This is a genomic window from Parabacteroides sp. 52 (genome assembly GCF_010500925.1).
In the GTDB taxonomy this organism is placed as follows: domain Bacteria; phylum Bacteroidota; class Bacteroidia; order Bacteroidales; family Tannerellaceae; genus QVMG01.
Genome location: NZ_QVMG01000003.1, coordinates 95,183 through 114,350, shown reverse-complemented (window position 1 = coordinate 114,350; position 19,168 = coordinate 95,183). Strand labels below are relative to the sequence as shown.

Genomic DNA, 19,168 nt, shown 5'->3' with positions numbered 1-19,168 from the left:
ATAAAATGAATATTATGAAAACACTTAAACAAATAAGTCTTATCTGTTTACTTTTTCTTTGCGCATTTCAATTAAGTGCTTACACTGAAAAGAATATGTTGCAGAAACAAGCCGATCTTTCTCTGGTAAAATCCGCTTTGATTATGAACCAGGAATGGGTGCCCTACCCATCCTATACCGATCGTTCCGGCTGGGATAGACTGCTGGGAGATGCAAAAGACTCTTTTATCCAAAAAGGAGAAAAACAACTGAACTATGAATGGAAAGTCGTTAAGGCAACAGACTATATAGAATTTGAACGGAGTGGGAACCGGGATATCATGCAAAACCCTTTTGGAAGTAATAACCGCGCGATTGCCGATCTTTTTATGGCTGAACTGGCTGAAGGAAAGGGACGTTTTATCGATCCATTGATCGACGGTGTTTTCCATTCTTGCGAAATGACTTCCTGGGCATTATCCGCTCACCTGGGCCGGGAACAAACCTCCCGCCACTCTCTCCCTGATAATAAAAAACCGGTGATCGATCTGACCTCCGGTGATCTGAGCTCCTTATTATCCTGGATTTATTATTACCTCCACCCGGAGTTTGACAAGGTGAATCCCGTGGTTTCGGATCGCCTGCGTACCGAACTTCAGGAAAGAACCCTGGATGCTTATATACATACCGATACGTATTGGTGGATGGCCTTTAATTACAAACCGGGTATGATGGTGAACAACTGGAACCCCTGGTGTAACTTTAATGTATTGCAATGTTTTTTCCTCTTGGAAAACGACCGCGACAAACTGGCGGAAGCTGTTTACCGGACCATGGTATCTGTCGATAAGTTTATCAATTATACCCATGAAGACGGTGCTTGTGAGGAAGGTCCCTCTTATTGGGGACATGCCGCCGGTAAAATGTATGACTACCTGCAAATGCTTTATGATGGTACCGGAGGAAAGATTTCTCTTTTCCAGGAACCGATGATCAAAGCTATGGGTGAATATATTGCCCGTTCGTATGTGGGGAACAATTGGGTGGTCAACTTTGCCGATGCTTCTGCGAAAGGAGGAGGCAACGCAGCTGTTATTTATCGTTATGGAAAGGCGGTGCAAAGTGAAGTCATGAAGCAATATGCTGCTTATCTGAACTCTTTGTCGACGCAGCCTTCTTCGGCGGGACTGGATATATTCCGTACCCTTCAATCTCTCTTGTATCGGCATGAGATGGAGAAGGAAACACCTGTTTATCAATCTCCGGCTTATACATGGTATCCGGAAACCGAGTTTTGTTATATGACGCATAAGAACGGTTTCTTTTTGGCAACAAAAGGAGGATATAATAACGAAAGCCATAATCATAACGATGCCGGCACATTCTCTCTCTACCTGAACAAAACACCGATTTTTATTGACGCCGGCGTGGGAACCTATACCCGGCAGACGTTCAGCTCGGAAAGATATACGATCTGGACTATGCAAAGTAATTATCATAGTGTTCCGATGATCAATGGCGTACCCCAGTCTTTCGGGGCGAAATATAAAGCGACACAAGTGCGGTTTAATCCCAAACGCATGACTTTCTCTGCCAATATTGCGACAGCTTATCCAGCGGAAGCGGCCGTAAAGGAGTGGGTACGTTCGTATACGCTTTCTTCTCATGCCGTGAAGATTACGGATGTTTTCACCCTGGACAAAACGAATCAGGCTAACCAGATCCATTTCCTTACTTGGGGAAATGTCGATATTTCCCGGGAGGGAGAAATTACTGTTGAAGTTGACAAGGAGAAGGTTTGTTTGACCTATGACAAACAGATGTTTAGTCCCTCTGTTGATACAATCGTATTAGAGGACCCACGTTTGTCCAATGTCTGGGGAAAGGAGATCTACCGCATCTCTTTAAAGGCGAAGAAACAAACCCTGTCAGGTATCTATTCATATACTATTCAACCAAAGAAATAAATGATAAAAATGAGAAGTATTATTGCATTTGCCAGTTGCGCTATCCTTTTATCTTGTGGAAGCGGACAGAAAAAAGGCGAAGCTGATTTTATAGATGAGAATATCGAATTTGCCCATGCTCAGATAGGAAAAGCAATTGAAGTGATTGAGACCAGTGGTAAATTCCTGAATCCGACGACTCTCAAGCCGGATAGTTCTGTTTATTATTGCGGATATGCCGACTGGCGGAGTGGTTTTTTTCCGGGATCCGTCTGGCTTCTGTATGAGTTGACAGGCGATGAAATCTTATTGTCGTTGGCAGATAAATACTCGAAAGGCATGGAAGAGGCCAAAAACCTGACCCAGCATCACGATGTGGGTTTTATGGTGGGCTGCAGCTTTGGTAATGGATTCCGTATAACCGGCAATCCGGCTTACCTGGAGGTGATTGTTCAGGCTGCTAAATCTTTATCGACCCGCTTCCGCCCGGTTGCAGGCGTGCTTCAATCCTGGGATGTAGACCGGGGATGGATGTCGCAGCGCGGATGGGAATGTCCGGTGATTATCGACAACCTGATGAACCTTGAACTGATGTTTAAGGCTACTGAATTGTCGGGTGATTCTTCTTTCTATCAGATAGCTGTTTCACATGCCGACCGGACGATGGCTGAGCAGTTTCGACCGGACGGTAGTTGTTACCATGTAATCGACTACAGCCTGGAGGATGGCTCTGTCCGCAACCGCCATACAGCACAAGGATATGCACACGAATCTGCCTGGAGTAGGGGGCAAGCATGGGCTATCTACGGATATACCGTTTGTTACCGCGAAACAGGGGATAAGAAATATATCGACCAGGCTCTTAAAACATTCCATTTCATGCAAAACCATAAGAATATGCCGGAAGACCTCATCCCTTACTGGGATATGGATGCTCCTCAGATTCCGAATGAGTTCAGAGATGCTTCGGCAGCTGCCTGCATCGCTTCGGCTTTGTATGAAATCAGTACAATGGATCTTCCCGGTTCACAAGAATACAAAGAATACGCAGATAAGATAATGACCAATTTAGCCTCCCCGGCTTACCGTGCCTCCTTGGGTACGAATGGGAATTTCCTGCTCATGCACAGTGTGGGCAGTATTCCTCATAACGCAGAAATAGATGTCCCCCTTAACTACGCCGATTACTACTTCTTGGAAGCATTGAAACGTAAACAGATAATAGAAAATCAATGAAGATTTGTTGACTTACGAGATCTATTGTTAAAGGATAACCGGTTTACCGGTTATCCTTTTTTTCTCTCTTTATAGGGGGGGATTGTGTATTGTGTAGATACGGGCTCTTATGACAAGGGCTCTTCATACATCTCGTCGATCTGCTGTGCATACTTTTTCAGAATGACAGGACGACGTAGTTTAAGGGTATCAGTCAGTTCACGTCCTTCCATCGTAAAAGGTTCGGACAAGAGGATGAACCGTTTGATTTTCTCATAAGAAGCTAAATTCTTCTGATGTTCTTCGATGCGCGATTCGAAGAGACGGTTGATATCATAGTTCTGAATAAGATTTTCGCGCGAGGTGTAAGCAATTTCTTTTTGTACGGCATAGTTTTCCAAGGCCTCGAAATCGGGCACAATCAAAGCCCCTACAAACTTCCGTTTGTCTCCGATGACAGCAATCTGGGCAATGTATTTATCATTGCCTAATAACATCTCTATGGCCTGTGGGGCAATGTATTTTCCGTTGGATGTTTTGTACAGGTCTTTGATGCGTTCCGTAAAATACAATGTCTCCCCTTCCAGACGTCCGGCATCACCGGTACGGAAGAAGCCATCTTCGGTAAAAGACTTTGCATTCTCTTCCGGTTTGTTGTAATACCCACGGGTGACTGTCTTTCCTTTTACCAGAATCTCCTGGTTTGTTTCATCGATACGTACCTGTACATCCGGCATAATCGTACCAATAGAACCGATAGTGAATCCCTGCATGGGACAGAAAGACACCGTAGCCGTGGTCTCACTTAATCCATAACCGTAGACGATCGGGATATCGACCGACTGCAGGAATGTATTGACCGTATCGGAAAGAGGAGCTCCTGCCGTAGGGAAAAGGCGTCCTCTGTCGATACCTAACACTTTCTTCAGTACTTTGAAGATGGTCTTTTCGTAAAACTTGAATTTTATTGCAGTCCATAGAGGAGCTGCCTTTCCTTTGTTTTTATATTCCAGGTTGTATGCATGCCCTGTTTTTACCGCATCGTTGGCCATCCGGCGTAAGGGGCCCGGGAAACCGGCAATCTTATCCTGTACACCGGTATATACTTTTTCCCAAAAACGTGGCACGTTACACATCATGGATGGACGGACCTCGACCAAGGCCTGCTGGATTCTCTTCGGATCTCTGTTGATCGCTACGACAACCCCGTTATGCAGGCATAAATAGGTCCATGCCTTTTCAAAGATATGCGTGAGCGGCAGGAAGCAGATCGACGTCTCCTTGTCGGTAATAATCGGCAGGCGAATGTCGTGTATACGCATTGCCTCCAGGAAATTAGAGTGATGCAACATCACCCCCTTTGACTCCCCGGTGGTGCCGGATGTATAGATGATGGTGGCCAGGTCTTCTACAGAGGCCTCTTTCATGCGGATTTTCACCGTTGTCTCCGCATGGGCATTGTCCCCCAGGCGAAGGAAGTCTTCGAAATAGATGGAGGTCGTATCTTCCGGGCTCAACTTCACCTGCGAATCGAAAACAATAATCCGTTTCAGTACTTCGGATCCTTTTTGCACCAGATAGGCATTGTTGTATTGAAGCTGTTCACCTACAAATAAGGTGTCGATAGAAGCATCGTTAATAATGTATTCGATCTGTGCCGGTGAGCTGGTCGCATACATGGGGATAGAAACTGCCCGGTTGGCAAATCCGGCAAAATCGGTATACAAACACTGGGGCATATTCTGCGAATAAACACCTATTGTTTTCTGTTCTTCTATACCAAAAGCAGCCATCGCTTTTGCCGTGAGCATTACCCGGTCAGAGAAATCCCGCCAGGATATCTTTAACCATTTACCACTGTGATCATCCCGGTATTTAAGAGCGGTACGCGAACCGTATTTATCTGCCTGGTGATGAATTAACTCTGCAAAGTGATAGTTTTTTGCCATGTTTCTCTATTTTGAATGAATGTGCAAATGTAATTTATTCTCCTTGGATAGCAGAATAAACGAAGCTGCTTTTTACACAAATCGGGCATTTATGTGCAGTTTATAGGCAAATGTGAGCTGTTTTTGTTAAAATTGCATAAACCATAGTAGTATGCATTGCATAGTACATAGGCAATGCCTATATTTGTTCCATAAACATAAAAGCAATGAATGCGGAAAATGTAAAATCACAGATGCGTAAAGGGATATTGGAATATTGTATTCTTTTACTCCTGAAAAAGGAACCTGCTTATACTTCGGATATCATTCAGAAATTGCAGGAAGCCAAATTGATCGTAGTTGAAGGCACTTTATATCCTCTTTTGACTCGTTTGAAAAACAGTGAGTTGCTTGCTTATCAATGGATAGAATCTACTCAAGGGCCGCCAAGGAAATATTACCGGTTGACAGAAAAGGGGGAACTCTTTCTGGGTGAACTGGAATCTTCCTGGCAAGAACTAAATGATACGATAAACCACATCACAAACAATTAAAAAAGGAAAGAGATGAAAAAGACACTGACTGTAAATTTGGGGGGGACCGTTTTTCATATAGATGAAGATGCCTATCAGTTACTGGATAAATACTTATCGAATTTACGCATACACTTCCGTAAAGAGGAAGGCTCGGATGAGATCATGAACGACTTTGAGATCCGTATATCCGAATTGCTCCATGAGCGTATCAAACTAGGATATGAGGTCATCAGCCTTGAGCAGGTGGAAGAGGTGATCAAGCGGATGGGGAAACCGGAAGAGATATTCGGAGACTCCTTTCAGGAAGAAGAAAAGGAAGAGTATCAGGAAAAAACGGAAACGGTATATACCAAAAGACGTTTGTTCCGTAATCCGGACGATCGTATTTTAGGAGGGGTAGCCGGAGGCCTGGCCGCTTATCTGGGATGGGACCCGACGGCTATTCGCCTGGGTTTGATATTGTTGATGATTTTCTGGGGAGTGATAATCCCGGTCTATTTTGTTCTTTGGCTGATTATTCCCATGGCGCATACGGCAACGGAGAAGTTGCAGATGCGGGGAGAGAAAGTGACCGTAGAGAATATCGGTAAAACGGTAACAGATGGCTTTGAGCGGGTGTCTAATAATGTAAATGATTATATAAGCTCGGGTAAACCGCGCTCCACCTTGCAGAAGTTGGGAGATGCTTTTGTTTCCATCTTCGGTGTTCTTGTAAAGGTGGTGGGCATTCTGTTTGCTGTCGTCCTTCTGCCGCCGGTATTGCTTATCTTATTTGTGTTATTGGTGGTTTTGTTCGCTGTGGTAGTTGGTTTATTGGGCGGTGGAATCGGTTTGTTAGGTGGAGGTATGGGTATTTTGGAAGAACTCTCCCCTTGGGGAGGGGGATGGGGGCTGGTGCCTCATTTTTCAGAAGGAGCCCTGATTGGCAGTACCATTGGTACGATCCTGGTAATCGGTATCCCGGTAGTCTCTCTTCTCTACCTTATAGGCGGACAGCTCTTTAAGTGGAAGCCAATGCCTTCCCAGGGCAAATGGATTTTGCTTGTCATATGGGTTATCGCTTTAGCGGCAACGATTGTTATCGCTACCCATTATGGTCTCCCGGCTTGGAATATAATGAATGGATGGCATTGGGGAATGATGCCTATATGATATAGATACATCATTTGCATAGGGATGTATGGTTTGTATATATTGTGTGTTCAAAAAAGAAGGCCGCTCTGTCTCAGAGGGGCCTTTCTTCTAAGGTTAACAAATTTATGAGTAAAAACCACTAATGAATTTTATATATCTAATGTATTGATATGCTTATTATTCAACTTAGTCAAGCTACAAATATACGGATACTTTTACAGAAAAAAAACCTTTTCGTATTATTTGTAATGTTCCCGTATCTTTGCGGCTATATCAGCTAAAACCTCCTGAGAGGGTGTTTCTTTCTCTTTTCCGAAATAGATATCAGACTCTTTGTTGATAGGCACAAGATGTATATGTGCATGCGGTACTTCCAGTCCAATAACGGAAAGACCAACCCTTTTGCAGGGTATGGCTATCTGTAAAGCTGCCGCTACCTTTTTAGCGAACGACATCATTCGCGCGAGTGTCTCGTCGTCCATATCAAAAAGATAATCAATCTCTTTTTTGGGAATCACCAGGGTATGTCCGGGTGCTATTGGATGAATGTCCAGAAAAGCAAAGAACTCTTCATTCTCTGCGACTTTATGGCAGGGTATTTCTCCGGCCACTATTCGACTGAATATCGTAGGCATCGTTTGAAAGATTAAATGGAAATATCCAGGATTTCAAAATTCATGAGACCGGAGGGCACCTGTATCTCTGCAACATCGCCTACTTTCTTGCCCAATAATCCCTGGGCGATAGGGGTGCTTATCGCGATCTTTCCCTCTTTCAGATTGGCTTCCGAATCGGCAACCAATGTATAGGTCATAACTGCGTTGTTTGTTACATTCTTTATTTTTACCTTATTCAGTATCTGCACCTCTTCTGTTTGGATACGTGTTTCGTCAATCAGGCGGGCATTGGCAAGTAATTCTTTCAACTGAGACAATTTGGCTTCCATGATGCCTTGCGCTTCTTTGGCGGCATCATATTCTGCATTTTCCGATAAATCCCCTTTGTCTCTTGCTTCAGCGATTTGAGCAGAGATCTCCGGACGTTTCACCGTCTCCATATAATTAATTTCTGCAAGAAGGTTGTTGTAGCCTTCTTCTGTCATATAATTAATAGCCATACTTTTTTCTCCTTATATTTAATTCTTATCTAAAATTATATCTCTGAACAATAAAAAAAGAATCCCGACTATGATTAGCCGGAACTCCTGTTTTTTTCTTATATTATGCAAATATAATCTTTCTTTTTAAGAAAGACAAATTCGAGGCGGGTGCTTTATAACATACTTATACTAAAGTAGTTTCTTTATGTCCGCTTCCAACTTTTCTATGTCTTCTATGCGTTTGGTCAGGTTCCCTTTGCGATCCAAGAGGAAGAGAGCCGGCAATTGTTTGACGTTGTATAATGCCGCAATTTGGGAATATACCGATTGAGGATCCAAGACAGCGATCCACGGTAAATTGAGGGCTGCATTTCTCCAGATATGTCTATCCGTATCCAATGACACCTGATAGATTTCCAATCCTTTCTCGTGGTATTGGGTGTAGAGCTCTCCCAGATTCATATTCAAGGCAGGCGACCATTCGGTTTGGAAAGCCGTGAAGTTGATAAGAACGACTTTGCCTTCGGCGATATCAGAGAGTTTCACTTCTTTTCCGTTGATATCCGAAAGGGCAATATCCAGGTACGTCACTTTTTGTACATTCACATCGTCCAGGTTTATTTCTTTCTGGGCACGGGTGACTTTAATGGATTGAAGCGCCAGGTTGTGTAAGTGCATGGAACGGGCACTCTTCGGATAATAATGGTCGTAACTGGTTGCCACAGCTGCGAAAGCTTTGGAGTCGGTCCGATCGTACATATCAAAGAACAACATGCCATCTATTTGTTGGAACAAGGCAAAGTAAGCAGCAGTAGACATCGGTGCTGTGTAAATATACTTCAGGGCAACTTCTTTGTAGGCTTTGGCGATTTCCTGCATTTCGACTACATATACAGAGTCATTGATTTGTTTACCTTCATGCTCCTTCCGTAGTTTGTTCAGGGCCTGGTTGGCGTCTAATTGAGCCAATGTGATATTCTTTATCGCCTTGCTGTTTTCCGATCCTTCCACCATATAGGAGATGGCAAAGGTACCTGCATCCGCCTGGAACGTAACCGTCTCTGTAGAATCAATGGCAAAATTGATCCATTGATTATTCAATCGCAAGCGATAGAACTCCGGGGATCCCGGTTTCGGTTGGGCAAAGTTGAATTTGCCGTTGGAACCTAATTTGACCGAGTCAAGCGTCAGGACAGAGGATACACCTACATTCTCAAGGTACATCATTTGACCGTCTGCTCCGGAAACAACCCCTGTGACTGTAAAGTCGGATTTGTTCGTACATGCGTTGCATAGAAGCAGGAGCATACCGAAAACCGAAAGTAGTTGCAATGCTTTTTGTTTCATTCCTATAATCGTGTTTTTTGTTGCAAATATACATTATTTTGCATTGTGCATACTATATTAACGGTGTATTTAGTAGATTATTTCATCACTTCCTTTCTCTTTTATCTTCTTGTAAATTGTTTTTATTTTCTTATCCCTCTTTTGGCTGAATAATTTGACCGTTGGCTTCTTCTTTTTGGGTTTTTTTATTACTTTTGTTACCACTTAATAGGGCCGCTTTTGAATGCTTTCCGGTGGCTTTTACTCTAAACCTTTACGCCTATGTTTCACAATGCTGAAGAGGTGCTGTTGATCGCATCTGTTATTCTTTTCTTAAGTATTTTTGCCGGTAAGGCGGGTTATCGGATCGGACTTCCTTCGTTGCTTTTATTTCTTGGACTGGGTATGCTGTTTGGAAGTGACGGACTGGGTATTCAATTTAATGATCCGCATATTGCCCAGCTTATAGGTATGCTGGCGTTGAGTATTATCCTGTTTTCCGGTGGGATGGATACGAAGGTGTCTGATATCAAACCTATTGCGGCGCAAGGGGTTATATTGGCGACCGTAGGGGTGTTGTTGACCACCTTTATTACGGGTGGATTCATTTATTATATGTCGGAACTCATAGGCGGCCGGTTTGTACATCTTACTTTTCCCGAATCGTTATTATTGGCGGCAGTCATGTCGTCGACCGATTCTGCCTCCGTCTTTTCGATCCTGCGCAGCAAAGGGGTTTACCTGAAGCAGAAGTTACGTCCGGCACTGGAGTTGGAGAGTGGGAGTAATGACCCGATGGCTTATATGCTTACCGTTATACTGATCAGCTACATCCAAATGGGAGGCATGGACTTGGGTTCGGCGGTATTATCTCTGGTGATACAGTTGCTTATCGGAGCGGTGGCCGGATATATATTAGGACGGTTGGCGGTTTTCATTATCAACCGGATGGATATCGACAACGAATCTTTTTACCCGATCATGTTGTTGGCAATTACCTTTTTTACTTTTGCGGCTACCACATTGTTGAAAGGAAACGGATACCTGGCCGTTTATGTGGCAGGTCTGGTGGTGGGTAACTCCAAGATTGTACACAAGAAAAGCATCGGAACCTTTTTTGATGGGTTTACTTGGTTGTTCCAGATTGTGATGTTCCTTACCCTGGGACTCTTGGTCAACCCGAATGAATTATTACCTATTGCTCCGATCGGATTAGGGGTGGGTATCTTTATGATTATTTTCGCGCGGCCGATCAGTGTTTTTCTTTGTCTGATACCTTTTAAGAACTTCTCCTTCAAAGGCAAATTATACATCTCCTGGGTAGGGCTTCGCGGAGCCGTGCCTATCATTTTTGCTACTTACCCGTTGATTGCAGGAGTCGAACATGCCGGGCTTATCTTCAATGTCGTATTCTTTATCACCATCCTTTCGTTGTTGATACAGGGCACGACCGTGACGCAGGCCGCCAAGTGGCTGGGATTGGTAGACGATGCTCCCCGGAAAGACGATTTTGGTATCGAACTGCCCGATGAGATAAAAAGTGCTATGAGTGAGATCGAAATAACCGCCGAAGTGCTTTCTCATGGCAATAAATTGATGGAATTGACCCTGCCGGATCATACATTGGCGGTAATGGTCAAACGTGGAGGCAGTTATTTCATCCCGAAGGGAAATACGGAATTACAAGAAAACGATAAGTTACTGATGATATCCGACAACGACGAAGCCCTGCTCCAATCCTATGAATCGTTGGGGATAACGGATTATACAATGAAGAAAAATTAAGGTATACCCCTCCCTTTATTTTACTGTTGATAGCTATCGTCAGTATTGCCGATGCGCATCGGCAATATTGCTGAAGCGCTTCGTCAATATTGTCGATGGGCATCGGCAATAGAATATACCCTCAATTTTTGACACATATTCTTCCTATTCACTCCTTTCCTGCTTAATCCCGGAAAGAAACCCTTCATTTTCAGTTTTAAAAACAGAGATATTCGATTTTTTATTTAGTTTTGTCCCTATTAAATCAATCATAAGAAAAAAGAAGATGTCTAAAAAATTACTCTGGATTGCGATCCCTGTTATTCTACTTATTGTCGCATTTGTTTGGGTCAAAGGTGTTTACAATACAATGGTTACCCAGGATGAAAAGGTAAAAACGGCCTGGAGCCAGGTGGAGAATCAATACCAACGCCGGTTAGACCTGATCCCGAACCTGGTCAATACCGTGAAAGGATATGCTTCCCACGAACAATCAACCTTGGAAGGTGTCATTGAAGCCCGGGCGAAAGCCACACAAACGACGATCGACACCGACAACCTGACCCCGGAGAAAATGCAAGCGTTCCAGCACTCACAGGCGGAACTAAGCAATGCCTTGTCTCGCTTGATGGTGGTCGTAGAGCGCTACCCCGAGTTGAAAGCCAATCAGAACTTCCTCGAATTACAAGCGCAACTGGAGGGAACAGAGAACCGTATTGCCGTAGAAAGACAACGTTTCAACGAAGTGGCCCAGGGTTATAATACCTATATCCGCCAGTTCCCCACGAATATCCTATCCGGCATTTTCGGCTTTCAATCAAAGGCTTACTTTGCCGCAGAAAGCGGAGCAGAGAAAGCACCGGTTGTCGCATTTTGATCGTATCGGTAGATGAATAAAAGACAAAACATACTGTCTTCCGGAAAAAAGAAGGGCATCATCTGGTCCCTTCTTTTCCTTTTTCTCACCTTCTTCCCTGATGGAGTGGGGGCGGTACAGGAGTATACAATACAGACGATACCGAATGTGCGTCTGGCGGACCGGAACAATTATGTCAGCAACCCGGATGCCATACTCAACCCGGAGGAGGTAGACGTTATCAATAGGACATTAAAGGCATTAGAAGACAGCCTGGGAATTGAAGTGGCCGTAGTGGCGGTGGAGAGCATCGGTAAGAACGATGCCCGTATGTTTGCCACGGATCTTTTCAAACAGTGGGGAATCGGTAAAAAGGCGGATGACAATGGCCTCTTGATACAATTGGTCACCGAGCCGGAACAGCGTTCTGTCGTGTTTGAAACGGGTTATGGCCTGGAAGGGGTCTTGCCGGACGTTATCTGTTACCGGATACAACAGCAGTATATGATCCCGGACTTGAAAGAGGGGGCATATAGCGCAGGTGTACTAAAAGGGGTTCTGGCCGTAACAGAATATCTATTGGCCAGCGATTATGAACGCTCCGAGATGCTGGGAGAAGAAGAAGATCATTCGCTTGGTCTATTCCTTATGTTCTTTTTGCTACTGCCCCTCGGCTTTGTATTCCTCATCTCTTATCTTCAATATACGATAAAACGTCGGCCCAAAGTATGTCCGCAATGTGGAAACAAAACCTTGGTGTACGTCAAACAAGAAACCTTGCGAAAGCCCACATACCAAGCGGAAGGACTTGCAGTAGATATATATCGCTGTAAGAACTGCAGGTATACAAAGAACCGGAACAAGACCTTGTCCCGGTTACAAAAAAGTACGCCCATCATTCTCGGCGGTGGCGGAGGAGGCTTCGGCAGTGGGGGCAGCTTCGGAGGAGGCTCCTTTGGTGGCGGACGTTCCGGTGGCGGCGGATCTATCAGCCGGTTCTAAACGGGCGGAGAGCTTTTCTGCCTCTATTTCTTATAATAACGCACCCAATCGACCCACATCTCTACCGGAAGATCGGCCGGTTCGACTGCTCCGACCCAAGAGCCACCCAATTGCATATCGATCAATAAGTAAAAAGGATGATCGAAGGGGTATTGCCCCTCTTTATCCGTTTGGATACGAGGATAAGTAAAGGTGTGTTTGTCATTGATGTAAAAAGAAAGACTGTCTTTATAAAGTTCTACGGCGTAGATATTGTAATCTTCCGGATCGATCGGAGCGGTAGATCCGGGAGCAGGGTCTTTGATGCCTAAGGTATAGGTATAAGAGGAATGAACGGTTTGATAGGCCAGGCTGTCCCCGTTAAGTCGTTCCATGATATCAATCTCTCCTCCCATGGGCCATGGGAGATCATGCGGCAGCATCCATATGGCCGGCCAGGCACCGCGTGCAGCAAAGAGGCGGGCTTTGATCTCTACCCGTCCGTCGCATGCGAAAAAGTATTTGTCTTTGGTATAAATACCGCCTGTAAGGAAACTTGCCGTATCGTCAGGTAATACATCGTTCACTATTCCCCGTAAAATCAATTTCCCGTTTGTCACGGCAAACAGAGAATCGTAGTCCGACATGCAATTCTGCCAGTCGGCTCGCCCGCGGGGGATCTTGCTCCAATACGTTGGGTCGAGGCCATCGGTTTGATCGAAATTTTCTTCCCATACCAGTTTCCATTGCGGTTGCGTACAACTACAGATCGAACAACAGATAAGAACTATCCATACGAGGGATAGATAATGTGTTTTTTTCATATGCGTATTTATTTAAAGGTTTATCTTCGTTTAAGGACTTAAAGATAAGAAAACCAAATGATAATCAAGGTCTATCTACTCAAATAGAGAGAGGATCATTTCATGAACACAAAATAAACGGCCAGGATCAGACAGAGACAAGCAGCCAGGTGATTCCATTGAAAGGATTCTCCTTTGAAAAAAACAGTGGCAAAAACTGTGAAAACAACCAGGGTGATTACCTCCTGCATCACTTTAAGTTGCATCAGAGAGAAAGGACCTCCATTGCCCGCGAAACCGATCCGGTTGGCGGGTACCTGCATGCAGTATTCAAAGAAGGCCAATACCCAGGAGAAGAAGATCACACCCAGCAAACGCCAGTTATCAATCAGTTTCATTTCCTGTAACTTCAGATGTCCATACCAGGCCAGGGTCATAAAGATATTAGAGCCGATCAATAATAAAACGGTGTATACTGTTTTCATTTTTCTACTATAAACTTCATTAAAAAAGCTATTCCCCCACAGGGGAATAGCTCTCTCTTTTATTTTTTTTAAATCGTTGGTTCTCCACTTATTTCAATGCAGCCAATGCTTTTTTGATACGGCTTATTGCTTCAATCAAATTCTCATCGGAAGTAGCATAAGAGAAACGCAGGCATTTGGGAGCACCGAAAGCTGTTCCTCCTACGGTGGCTACATGCCCTTCTTCCAAGAGGTACATCGCCAGATCACCGGCGTCGTTGATCTTGCGATCGCCAAAGCTTTTTCCAAAATAAGTATCTACTTCAGGGAAAAGATAGAAAGCCCCTTGCGGCACATTCAACTTCATTCCCGGAATATCCTGGCAAAGGCTTACTACCAGGTCACGACGACGTTGGAAGGCTTTACGCATCTCTTCTACACAGCTCTGGTCGCCAGCGAAAGCAGCAACGGAGGCTTTTTGTGCGATCGAAGAGGCACCGGAAGTATATTGACCTTGCAATTTGTTACATGCTTTGGCAATCCACAACGGAGCAGCGATAAAACCGATACGCCATCCGGTCATTGCATAGGCTTTGGAAACACCATTGATTACGACTACCCGGTCTTTGATTTCCGGGAATTGTGCCATACTTTCGTGTTTGCCTACATAATTGATGTGTTCGTAGATCTCATCTGCCAAGACAATTACCTGCGGATGTTTTGCCAATACGGCAGCCAGGGCTTTGAGCTCTTCTTTTGTATACACACTGCCGGTAGGATTGGAAGGGGAACAAAGGATGATCGCCTTTGTTTTCGGAGTGATGGCTGCTTCCAACTGCGCCGGGGTGATCTTGAAATCCTGCTCGATGCCCGCTTCTACAATCACATTCGTCCCTTCGGCTAGTTTCACCATCTCTACATAGCTTACCCAGTAAGGAGCCGGTACAATCACTTCATCGCCCGGACCGACAATACTCAATAAGACGTTACATACGGATTGTTTGGCTCCACCCGAAACAATAATCTGATCCGCAGTATATTCTAAGTCATTTTCCCGTTTCAACTTGTCAACAATCGCTTTACGCAGATCCATGTATCCCGGAACCGGTGAATAGAATGAAAAGTTATCATCAATAGCTTTTTTAGCTGCCTCTTTTATATGTTCGGGAGTAAAAAAGTCCGGTTCACCTACACTTAGATTGATAACATCGATACCTTGAGCCTTCAATTCCTGGCTCTTTTGCGACATCGCCAGGGTTTCCGATGGCGACAAACTTGCTAAACGATCTGAAACTTGTGTCATGACACTGTTTTTTTGTATTATTTATTTATAATGATGCGACAAAATTAGATAATATTCAACATAATAGCAATAATTTGCTACTTATTTGATGTTATGCAGTTGATGTCCCATGCGTTCTTTTTTTGTTTTCATATAGAATTCATTGTAAGGATTCAAGGTCACTTCGATAGGTATATTCTCCACTACCTCTAATCCATAGGCTTCCAATCCTACCCGCTTGACGGGGTTATTGGTCAACAGGCGCATCTTTGTTACACCTATCGTACGCAGGATCTGAGCCCCTACGCCATAGTCACGTTCATCTGCCTGATGACCCAGGTGCAGATTGGCGTCAACCGTATCCAGGCCTTCCTCTTGCAGTTTATACGCTTTCATCTTCTCCATCAAACCGATGCCGCGCCCTTCCTGATTCAGATAAACAATGACTCCTTTCCCTTCCTGCTCAATGGTTTCCATCGCTTTATGCAATTGTTCGCCACATTCGCAACGCATAGAACCAAAAATGTCTCCGGTAGCACAGGAGGAATGGACGCGGACAAGCACGGGTTCTCCTTTTTTGAATTCGCCCTTTATCAAGGCGATATGCTCCTGGCCATTACTCTTCTGGCGGAAAGGGATTAACCGGAAATGACCGAAAACGGTAGGCATATCCACCTCTACCCCCTTTTCTACGAGGGATTCCGTTTGCAAACGATAAGCAATAAGGTCTTTGATCGTTATTATTTTGATGCCGAATTTCTGGGATACTTTAATCAAATCCGGCAAACGAGCCATTGTTCCATCTTCATTGATGATCTCAATCAATGCGCCTGCAGGGTATAAACCGGATAAACGGGCCAAATCGACTGCCGCCTCCGTATGTCCTGAGCGACGCAAAACGCCACGCGAGCGCGCACGCAAAGGATTGATATGCCCCGGTCGGCCTAAATCCGAAGGTTTGGTATTCGGATCGGCTAAGGCCAGAATCGTCTGCGCCCGGTCATACATCGAAACCCCGGTCGTACAACCTCCACCCAGTTTATCCACTGTCACGGTGAAAGGTGTTTCAAGCATAGAGGTATTATGTGGAACCTGCATATCGAGTTCCAATTCCCGGCAACGTTCTTCTGTGATAGGAGCACACAGGACGCCTCGGCCTTCGGTCATCATAAAGTTTATCTTTTCGGGAGTAACCTTTTCTGCCGCTATAATAAAGTCGCCTTCATTTTCACGATCCTCATCGTCAACTACAATCAGAAATTTCCCCTCACGGAAATCCTCAATAGCTTCTTCTATTGTGTTTAATTTTATTTCACTCATGTTGTTTTACCGGTCTGATAATTTTCCTGCAAAAGTACGATAATTATTTCGAAGAGCCCCTCTCGTTTATGTGAAACAAGATTAAGATGTTTGTATCATCTCCAACAGCTCGTTGGTTGTTCGTTGCACGGCTTTCATATCATGCTGCAAAAGTCCCCGTTGATAGATCGCGAGAAAATAAAGAGGAATACCTATCGGGAAAAAGAAAGCCAGGATGAGCCCCACCTTTTTATTCATGTGCATGCTGAGTTGGTTATATCCGCTGATAACCGGATAGTCCATCAGCTTATTTAAAATAAGTATCTGGTCGGAATTGCTTAGTTCCTCTACAATCGCTTCTATATGTACTGCCATTCTCTGGACTGTAACATCTTTTCCGCCATCTTTCCAGTAAGTAAAATAATTGACCCAACGCTTATGCGTTTTCAGATAATCTGTACATTGGGATTTTAAATCCGTTAATTGGGGAATCAATGCGGCATAGTCCGGAGCATAAATAATTACTTCTTTCATCTCAATCTTACGACCGGAGCGCTTGCCGATCAGATTTTTCAGAATATTGAGATAGGTATCTGCATTCAATATAACCGAATCGTTTACGGCTTTATAGGTAAGGAATATACCCATCGGGGTCAATACGGCAGAACTTAACCACATACCTTGCCAGGCCTCCCATACCCCATCACGGGCCATTTTAAAACCTATATTATCCACTATATAATAGAAGATATACAGTAGAACCGAAATGATCACCGGCACGCCCAATCCTCCCTTCCGGATGATGGCACCTAGAGGGGCACCGATGAAAAAGAATACCAGGCAGGCAAAAGACAAGGTAAGCTTCTTATGCCATTCGGTATAATGCCGTCTTACCCGGGCAGCCTCATCCCCGAGAGTAAGTGCCCGAAAATGATAATCTTGTTTGACGTATTCGGCAGCTACTTTCACACGTGTCAATAAAGCGGCTTTGGCACTGGGCAGTTGCGCCTGATACAAACTGTCGTAATTGAGAGTCATGGATGCAGGCGGCTGAACCCTGGCTACGTTTGAAGAAGAAGCAACCGGATCGGTATCCTCTTCCACCTTCGCCTGTTCCTGCCAATAATGTAGATTCTTTTTATAAGAGTTATCGTAGAGGCTCTTTGCATTCAACGCTTTGATACTATCCAGCCGTACAGTCATGGAATCAATAGACGATTGCAACCCTTCCAGGTTCTTTCCTAAATATTGATTTTGCAGAAAGGAATCATCCCGCCGGGTAAAGTTCGCATCGAACTCGATCAATATCTCTTTTGTCTGAAAAGATTCCCTGCGGTAAGGATCCATGGCATCTCCCCCTTGCTTACGGGTAGAGGAGGAGGGCTGCAGATTCTGAAAGGCTTCTCCATTGTATAAAGAAAGGACCAGGAATAATTTATCGGCAGAGGTTTTTAAGCGGGCGGAGTCGGCAACAATAACCATTGCTTTGTCAAAACCGTCCGAATAATCATAGATCATCATATCCCGGAAGAGGCCATCCGGATCCTTTTTCTTTACATAAATCGTATACTTGGGAATGTCTTTGAAAAATACCCCCTCGGGTATCTCCAATTCAGGAGATTTCTGCCGCATAGAGTATAACAAAGCATATAATTTGACATTTACGACCGGCATTACATTATTCTGGAAGAAGAAAGCACCAATGCTCACGCCGGCAATCAGGATGATAAGCGGACGCATGATATGGATAAGAGAGACACCGGCTGATTTCATCGCCAGCAACTCCAATCGTTCGCCCAGATTACCAAAAGTCATTAAGGAGGCCAATAAGAGAGACAGGGGAAGGGCCATAGGCACCAGAAACAAGGCTGCATAAAAAAACATCTCTGCCAATACGGAGATCCCCAAGCCTTTCCCTACCAGATCATCGATAGAACGCCAGAGAAACTGCATCAACACAATGAACAGACAAATGCCGAATGTCATGATAAACAACGGCAGGAAAGTCTGCAGCATAAATGTATATAATCGTTTTATTCTAAGCATTTGCTTTCTTTGGTTGAATCCAAAATCGATTGAATCCGCAAAAGTAGTGTAAAAAACGATAACCGCCCCTATATATTTGTGAAACTACGCTAAATGCCGAGTGTCCTTTTTAGCATATCTACCTGGGAATCCCATAGGTCAATGGCGTCTTCTTTCTCTTCCGGTATGGCAAAATCTGTTATTTCCAGGGTGGTGGCTCCTGTAAGTTCCACCGTATGAATCTTAAATTCAAAATAAGAATGTTCATCCTCTTCTTCAACCCAACGGTAACGCACGCTGTTTTCCGGCTTCAGGGAGATGGCCTCTGCGGCTTCTTCTTCTTTATCCCATTTAAAGGTATAGACCGAATTGTTCACAAACACATCATCTGCAAACCAGGCAGATAATCCGGGAGGGGTTGTCAGATGGTTCCAAAGACTGCGTCGGGAAACTTTATCAAAAACATATTCTATATGAAACTTTTCTTTTTTCATCGGTATCAATGTATCTATTATATCTCTCACTTTCATT

17 protein-coding genes are annotated in these 19,168 nt (G+C 44.3%); 7 read left to right on the top strand and 10 right to left on the bottom strand.

The genetic code is table 11. The features are described 5' to 3' along the window. Positions 1-14: 14 nt before the first annotated feature. On the top strand, positions 15-1,946 hold the full coding sequence (locus tag D0T51_RS03975; protein WP_163725491.1) for a heparinase II/III family protein: 1,932 nt from the start codon (positions 15-17) through the stop codon (positions 1,944-1,946). A 9-nt stretch (positions 1,947-1,955) separates the two neighbouring features. Continuing rightward, a complete protein-coding gene (locus tag D0T51_RS03970; RefSeq protein WP_373457002.1) occupies positions 1,956-3,161 on the top strand; it encodes a glycoside hydrolase family 88 protein in 1,206 nt (401 codons plus the stop codon). Positions 3,162-3,268: 107 nt separating this feature from the next. Here the strand turns inward: D0T51_RS03970 and D0T51_RS03965 are convergent, their stop codons facing one another. Beyond that, positions 3,269-5,089: a long-chain fatty acid--CoA ligase gene (locus D0T51_RS03965; protein ID WP_163725486.1), complete on the bottom strand. Its 1,821-nt coding sequence runs from the start codon at positions 5,087-5,089 to the stop codon at positions 3,269-3,271. 206 nt (positions 5,090-5,295) lie between these two features. Here D0T51_RS03965 and D0T51_RS03960 point away from each other — a divergent pair, with 206 nt between their 5' ends. Further along, the gene (locus D0T51_RS03960) at positions 5,296-5,622 is read left to right on the top strand and encodes a PadR family transcriptional regulator (RefSeq protein WP_163725484.1); all 327 of its coding nucleotides are present in this window, start codon (positions 5,296-5,298) and stop codon (positions 5,620-5,622) included. A gap of 12 nt (positions 5,623-5,634) precedes the next feature. Beyond that, on the top strand, positions 5,635-6,756 hold the full coding sequence (locus D0T51_RS03955) for a PspC domain-containing protein (RefSeq protein ID WP_163725481.1): 1,122 nt from the start codon (positions 5,635-5,637) through the stop codon (positions 6,754-6,756). A gap of 221 nt (positions 6,757-6,977) precedes the next feature. On the opposite strand, the gene D0T51_RS03950 is transcribed toward D0T51_RS03955, so the two are convergent. The 3 genes from D0T51_RS03950 to D0T51_RS03940 all read right to left on the bottom strand — a co-directional run bounded on the left by D0T51_RS03950 (position 6,978) and on the right by D0T51_RS03940 (position 9,184). Further along, a complete protein-coding gene (locus D0T51_RS03950; RefSeq protein WP_163725478.1) occupies positions 6,978-7,373 on the bottom strand; it encodes an HIT family protein in 396 nt (131 codons plus the stop codon). Between the two features lie 11 nt (positions 7,374-7,384). Then, positions 7,385-7,855 (bottom strand): transcription elongation factor GreA, encoded by a 471-nt coding sequence (greA, locus tag D0T51_RS03945; RefSeq protein WP_163725476.1) that lies wholly within the window; start codon positions 7,853-7,855, stop codon positions 7,385-7,387. 171 nt (positions 7,856-8,026) lie between these two features. Beyond that, positions 8,027-9,184 carry a TlpA disulfide reductase family protein gene (locus D0T51_RS03940; RefSeq protein ID WP_163725474.1) on the bottom strand — a complete coding sequence of 386 codons (1,158 nt, stop codon included), beginning with the start codon at positions 9,182-9,184 and terminating at the stop codon, positions 8,027-8,029. A gap of 261 nt (positions 9,185-9,445) precedes the next feature. Between D0T51_RS03940 and D0T51_RS03935 the strand changes: the two genes are divergently transcribed. The 3 genes from D0T51_RS03935 (at position 9,446) to D0T51_RS03925 (ending at position 12,785) form a co-directional block, all read left to right on the top strand. Further along, the gene (locus D0T51_RS03935; protein WP_163725472.1) at positions 9,446-10,948 is read left to right on the top strand and encodes a potassium/proton antiporter; all 1,503 of its coding nucleotides are present in this window, start codon (positions 9,446-9,448) and stop codon (positions 10,946-10,948) included. Positions 10,949-11,213: 265 nt separating this feature from the next. After that, complete coding sequence (locus tag D0T51_RS03930; RefSeq protein ID WP_163725470.1) at positions 11,214-11,804, top strand: LemA family protein; 591 nt, start codon at positions 11,214-11,216, stop codon at positions 11,802-11,804. 12 nt (positions 11,805-11,816) lie between these two features. After that, the gene (locus D0T51_RS03925) at positions 11,817-12,785 is read left to right on the top strand and encodes a YgcG family protein (protein ID WP_163725469.1); all 969 of its coding nucleotides are present in this window, start codon (positions 11,817-11,819) and stop codon (positions 12,783-12,785) included. Positions 12,786-12,808: 23 nt separating this feature from the next. Here D0T51_RS03925 and D0T51_RS03920 read toward each other — a convergent pair whose 3' ends face one another. The 6 genes from D0T51_RS03920 to D0T51_RS03895 all read right to left on the bottom strand — a co-directional run bounded on the left by D0T51_RS03920 (position 12,809) and on the right by D0T51_RS03895 (position 19,131). Beyond that, positions 12,809-13,588 carry a glycoside hydrolase family 16 protein gene (locus D0T51_RS03920; protein ID WP_163725466.1) on the bottom strand — a complete coding sequence of 260 codons (780 nt, stop codon included), beginning with the start codon at positions 13,586-13,588 and terminating at the stop codon, positions 12,809-12,811. A gap of 95 nt (positions 13,589-13,683) precedes the next feature. Then, positions 13,684-14,052 (bottom strand): DMT family protein, encoded by a 369-nt coding sequence (locus D0T51_RS03915; protein ID WP_163725463.1) that lies wholly within the window; start codon positions 14,050-14,052, stop codon positions 13,684-13,686. Between the two features lie 88 nt (positions 14,053-14,140). After that, on the bottom strand, positions 14,141-15,334 hold the full coding sequence (locus tag D0T51_RS03910; RefSeq protein ID WP_163725460.1) for a pyridoxal phosphate-dependent aminotransferase: 1,194 nt from the start codon (positions 15,332-15,334) through the stop codon (positions 14,141-14,143). A gap of 81 nt (positions 15,335-15,415) precedes the next feature. Continuing rightward, positions 15,416-16,633 carry a bifunctional 3,4-dihydroxy-2-butanone-4-phosphate synthase/GTP cyclohydrolase II gene (locus D0T51_RS03905; protein WP_163725458.1) on the bottom strand — a complete coding sequence of 406 codons (1,218 nt, stop codon included), beginning with the start codon at positions 16,631-16,633 and terminating at the stop codon, positions 15,416-15,418. Positions 16,634-16,714: 81 nt separating this feature from the next. Next, a complete protein-coding gene (locus D0T51_RS03900; protein ID WP_239056665.1) occupies positions 16,715-18,658 on the bottom strand; it encodes an LptF/LptG family permease in 1,944 nt (647 codons plus the stop codon). Between the two features lie 89 nt (positions 18,659-18,747). After that, a complete protein-coding gene (locus D0T51_RS03895; protein ID WP_163725564.1) occupies positions 18,748-19,131 on the bottom strand; it encodes an START-like domain-containing protein in 384 nt (127 codons plus the stop codon). Positions 19,132-19,168 lie beyond the last annotated feature (37 nt).